General features: G+C 60.3%; 5 protein-coding genes. 3 read left to right on the top strand and 2 right to left on the bottom strand.

Going from position 1 to position 4,154, the window contains the following annotated elements; translation table 11 throughout:
* A partial coding sequence (locus tag P9M14_05605; GenBank protein MDP8255205.1) for a hypothetical protein occupies window positions 1-229 on the top strand: 229 nt, incomplete at its 5' end.
* 10 nt (window positions 230-239) lie between these two features.
* Here P9M14_05605 and P9M14_05610 read toward each other — a convergent pair.
* Complete coding sequence (locus P9M14_05610) at window positions 240-938, bottom strand: thermonuclease family protein (protein ID MDP8255206.1); 699 nt, start codon at window positions 936-938, stop codon at window positions 240-242.
* A gap of 154 nt (window positions 939-1,092) precedes the next feature.
* Here P9M14_05610 and P9M14_05615 point away from each other — a divergent pair, with 154 nt between their 5' ends.
* Window positions 1,093-1,893 (top strand): sigma-54 dependent transcriptional regulator, encoded by an 801-nt coding sequence (locus tag P9M14_05615; GenBank protein ID MDP8255207.1) that lies wholly within the window; start codon window positions 1,093-1,095, stop codon window positions 1,891-1,893.
* A gap of 309 nt (window positions 1,894-2,202) precedes the next feature.
* Here P9M14_05615 and P9M14_05620 read toward each other — a convergent pair whose 3' ends face one another.
* The gene (locus P9M14_05620) at window positions 2,203-3,561 is read right to left on the bottom strand and encodes a DUF2079 domain-containing protein (protein MDP8255208.1); all 1,359 of its coding nucleotides are present in this window, start codon (window positions 3,559-3,561) and stop codon (window positions 2,203-2,205) included.
* Window positions 3,562-3,918: 357 nt separating this feature from the next.
* Between P9M14_05620 and P9M14_05625 the strand changes: the two genes are divergently transcribed.
* Window positions 3,919-4,154, top strand: a 236-nt coding sequence (locus P9M14_05625; protein ID MDP8255209.1) for a hypothetical protein, incomplete at its 3' end; no start/stop codon positions are given.

Raw genomic sequence — 4,154 nt, forward strand, 5'->3', positions numbered from 1 at the left:
CAAGCGCGAAATCTACGACAGCATCTGGGGAGCCTGCGACGCTGCCGACAACCCGATCTACGATCACCAGATCGCGGACACCAAACACAAGCTGGTCCGGGCTCTGTGCAGGATGACCGGTAATGGAAAAAGGATTCCACCGCGTGAAGTCCAGGGGCTGATCAAGACGAAGCTGCACGTTGGATACTGGTTGGACTTGCCAGAAGGTGAAGTACGCGTTTGCGGGTAAGCGCGGACGGCTACCGTTTGGATTTACGCCACCCCGCCGCTATCGCCTCCTCTTCCGTGCAGAACCAGCGCTCGCCGGACGACTCGTCGATCACGGTCTGGGCGTAATACTGCATGCCAGGCAAGTGGTAGATCTTCTCGCCGCGGGAGTTGATGTTGCCCTTGATCAGGCACGACCGATCCGCCGGCGTTGGTGATGGCGTTGGCATCGCTTCTCCTCCTGGGCCCCACAACCCCCTGCCAGCCTCACGCGCCTCGCGTTCGAGCGCGCGGAACTCTTCCATCCTGGAAAACGGAAACCGCGTGTACGCGTGGCCGTAGCCCTGCTTGATGATCTCGGCGTTCAGCAGGGTGTCGTCGGGTAAGAACACGTAGGCCAGTAGCCTGCCATAGTGATCACGATGCCCAGTGGCTGCGCTCGCCTGGTCGAGTTCCAGGCGCACCGTCTTGCCATCTGCCATGCGGTGCGTGAAGGCGCTGGCCTCCCTACCGTAGTACTGGACTGGCTTGCTCGGATGCACGGTCTCCGGCGTGTCCACGCCGATGAGCCGGACCTTCTCGGAGTGGCCGTCGATCAGCACTTCCAGGGTGTCGCCGTCGACGGCACGGATGACCTGGGCAGTTATCGTGTTGGTCGAGTCCGCGGCCAGGCAGACCGAGGTGGAAAAAACAAGAACCACCAGACCCATTAAAAATGTGCGCTTATTCATACTCATCCGTTTTCCGCGAAACGATCTTCTCACGATAGTCTGGCGACTCTAATACGAGTCGTCAAAGGAAATGAACCGCAGGCGATAAAAATACGATCACAAGGCGAACGTTTGGCGAGGACTGTAGCAGCCGCCCTCCCGTATGCTTTTTACCATGAAAGCGCTCCGACGCATCGAGGCCCTGGAATACGGGCCTGAAAAGCAACTGGTCACCCGGGATGCGAACCTGGCCAAGATTTTCCAGGAGGTTCGCAAGGTCTATGCGCCGGCCGATTTTCCAGTCGTGGTCCAGGGCGAAACAGGCACTGGCAAGGAGGGCGTAGCCCGCGCCATCCACTGGTACAGCGGTCGTCGAGCCAATCCCTTTATCGCCATCAACTGTGGCGCTATCTCTGAGGGCCTGGCACAGAGCGAGTTCCTGGGCCACGAGAAAGGAGCGTTCTCCGGGGCGATCTCCAGGCGCAAGGGCCACTTCGAAGTCGCCAATGGCGGAACGCTGTTTCTCGACGAGATCGGCGATCTGCCGCTGGACCTCCAGGCCATTCTGCTACGGGTGATCCAGGAGGGCGAGGTTGTGCGGGTGGGCAGTAGCCGGGCGATCCCCGTGGACGTCCGAGTCGTCGCGGCGACCAATCGGGATCTGAAGGCGCTGGTGGACGAGGGGACGTTCAGGGTCGATCTGTATTACCGTGTCGCCGCGGCCGTCGTGCAGATCCCTCCGCTCCGCGAGCGGCCCAGCGACATCACGATGCTGGCGAGGGCGTTTATCGGGGAGTGCGGGGTGGGAGAAGGATCGGCTCTTCGGATTCAGCCGGCGGCGGCTCATTTGCTCCGCCGCCACCCCTGGCCAGGCAACGTACGAGAGCTGCGGAGCGCGATTAGAGTGGCGTGTGCGAGGGCTGCGGCAGAGAAGCGAAAGGCGATTGCGCCACGCGATCTTCGGACGCCGCGCTAGTCATCGCCCTGCCGCGAGTCGGCGCCCTGCACCATCGCTACGAATGGCCTGACGCGGCGTAGGGTTCGCTGATTTCAGGCTGTGAGCGGTATATGTCGATCAGGGCCGGAGTGCGTACATTTGACGGCATTTTACTTGAACCACTGCCCGGGCTGAGGCTTCCGCCTATGGGACCCGCTGCTGCGGATGAGCGATGACCCGAACCAGAGGTCGAAATCACCCGTGATCTAATTTTGGCGAGGGACACGCAACTTCCATAAAGCAAGTCTGAGAGCAGATGCCCCGGGAGCGCTCCTCCCGGCGAAGCTGTCATCGATGGAGCTGTTTTCGATGGAACCAGAGAATACGCTGGTCGCGCGAAGCGTTCACAAGATCGAAACGTTTAGCAATGGAGTCCGTGATGCGGGGCTCGAACTCATGGGCCAGCGCCCATTCCGGAAAGTTGTGTTGGTCGAGGATCAGGCAGTCAATGCCGGGATTGGCGGCCAGCAGCCTCGCATTGAATGAGTTGACGAACGATACCTCTCCATCGGACAAGACGGCTACGCTGCCGCTGACCATCGTGCGGTTGCAGGTCTGAACGGCCGCGGCCATCGTCCGTCGGCAGTACTCGGCCTGCGGACGGCTGAGCTCAGGCCAGTCCAGCCAGGTGCGATGGTAACGCTGTTGCGGATTGTAGAGCTTCTGCGGGCCCTGAGCGCTCCAGGCCGCGGTGCCCAGGGCCACAACCATCGCCAGCAGCAATAAAAGAAGACGCCGCCTCGAACCGCGCCTCTTCAAGGTGAAAACGAATGCCACCGCCAGCACCGGAACCGCGGCGGCCGAGTAATGACTGGCCAGCCAGCGCTGTCCCGGGTACCAGCTCAGCAGGTTCAGGCCCAGGGTCGGCAGGCTCAGCGCGGCAACGGCCGGCGATCCCAGGGGGACGAAGCCCAGACCGCCGAACAGGCCGAGCATGTAGCTTCCGCTCCGGGGTTTATTCAACAGCGAGCCCTGGATCCGGCCGTGGACCAGGAAATCGTATCGGCGCCGGTGTTCGTCCTGTTTGAGGATCTGCGTGCGGTCCACGCGCCGTTGATAATCGGGCATGATCACCTGGGTGGAGAGGACCAGCCAGCACAGCCAGACGCCCAGGATCAGCGCTCCCCAGAAGCGTTTTTTTCGGGCGAGCAGCAGCCAGAGGCCGATTGCTGTGGTGGTCAGCGCCAGATCCTCGCGCACCGCCAACAACAGTGTAAACGACGCGAAGATCGCGAGCGGCCGGAGCCGTTGCGCACTGATCGAGCGCAGAAAGCAGATCAGCAGCGGGACCGCCGCCACCAGCGGGTGGTAGCCGGACAGAGCCAGGCCGTGGACCGCGGGCCAGCAGAAGAAGACCAGCGCCGCGAGCAGCGCGAGCAACGGACCCTCGAGCTCCCTCAGCGCCAGGCCGTAGAGCAACACGCCCCCCAACGCGATCAACAGCACGTTGAGCACCAACAGCGTGTCCGGCGAGGGGCGGCAACAGTAGATCAGCGAGAGCGGCCAGATGATCGGGCTGACATGAAAGGCGTTGTGGTTGCCCTCCTCGCTGTTGAGCATCGCCCCGCGCAGCAAGATGTTATTGTGGGTCTGGGTGAACAGCGCCAGTTCTGAGATCGCCACGCCACGCGTCCGCTGATCGATCATTCGCTGCGCGAAAATAACGGTAAAGCCGAGGGCGAACAGTGTGACTAGCAGGTAGCCGACCGTGCGCGCAGGCCCGCTGGAAGCAGCTTGTGGCGGCGTCTGAGACACTTTCAAGCCGGCTCAACCATTGACGTTCGTCCAGCCCGGACTATTCATGAAGCTTCTACCGCGGCGCCTTGTGCGCCTCGTTGACGAGCTGGCGCTCGCCAAAACTCGTCCGTCAATGAAATCAATACGTTGCGAGACTATCTGAATTAGCCTATTTTAGCAAGATGAATTGTTTATGTGAATAATCTACTCGCAATCTGCGACGTTCGAAACATGTTGATCCCGAATTCGACCCTATGATGTACGCCCTTGAGATTAAAGAGCCTCGACCTTGCGGAGATTGCGAATCACCTTCTCGACATTGGTCTTCTTGGCCATTTCTTCCCCCTTCAGAAGAGACCAAAGCTAACATTTAAACCGGACTCGGTTCAGGGGGAAGGGTCAATTTCGAGCAAGATTTTCTTGCCAAAAGCATTTCAAGTTCAAGACAATCACGAAAAAGCAAGTGAAATCAACATGGACGAAATTTTCGGAACCCACGACCC

The sequence above is a fragment of the Candidatus Alcyoniella australis genome, assembly GCA_030765605.1.
Lineage (GTDB): Bacteria > Lernaellota > Lernaellaia > JAVCCG01 > Alcyoniellaceae > Alcyoniella > Alcyoniella australis.